Source organism: Collinsella sp. TF07-1 (assembly GCF_003437235.1).
In the GTDB taxonomy this organism is placed as follows: domain Bacteria; phylum Actinomycetota; class Coriobacteriia; order Coriobacteriales; family Coriobacteriaceae; genus Collinsella.
Genome location: NZ_QSRV01000060.1, coordinates 1 through 778, shown reverse-complemented (window position 1 = coordinate 778; position 778 = coordinate 1). Strand labels below are relative to the sequence as shown.

Annotated in this window: 1 protein-coding gene; it reads left to right on the top strand. The window is 60.2% G+C overall.

Features of this window, described 5'->3' with window-relative positions:
- Positions 1–127 precede the first annotated feature (127 nt).
- Positions 128–778, top strand: a 651-nt coding sequence (locus DXC67_RS10265; RefSeq protein WP_147327792.1) for a hypothetical protein, incomplete at its 3' end; no start/stop codon positions are given.

The following is a 778-nucleotide window of genomic DNA, read 5'->3' as shown; positions in this document are numbered from 1 at the left end:
AATGTACTGTCGACTTCTTCTCAAACTGATCCTAAGAGACAAGGCCGCATGGATTTGTACGCTCGTTCTCGCTGCAGCCTTTTCCGTCCCCATTGCGTTCAATTCACCCATCTACGGGCCCTTCTTTATGAAGCAGGGCATGCAGAGCTTTGTCGACGCATTCAATACGCGCGCGCCCCAGGCCAACGGCATAGACCTATCTCCAGAGCAGCAAGCTGACGCGGAGCTTGCAAGATACGCGAACGCCGCCCTTGCCGCTCAAACCGACGCCGCCTTTCTCGATTCTGCCGAGAGCTACTACGCGCTCATGGGCGAAGGCTTCCAATCCGGGTCCATCGTGGGAGACCGAGAGACCAATGACGCAGACCTCGCGTATTGCCGTGCCCTGAGCAGCTCCGGCATCACGGATATCCCAGCCTCCGCAAACGACCTGCCATTCCTTTCCTTCCTGCCTTACGCCATTGCCACGGCGCCGTCTTTCCTTCCCTTCATCCCCTTCCTTCTCTCGTCGATACTCGTGCTCGGCGCCACAAGGCCTGCGACCCTGGCGGCGAAGGCGCCCGCGCCCAAATTCCGGCGCCTTATCCAGATCGTGTTTTCGATAATCGTCGCGGGGACCGCGATGCTCCTCGCCGGCCTCGCACCCGGGGGCATTTACGCCTTGGTCCTAAACGGCTTCGGGCAAATTGGGTACCCGATCGCCTTCTTCCATGACGGCGCGCTTGCCACCACGACCGCGGGAAACGTCTTCACGACCCTGCTTCTCGCGCTGCTTGCG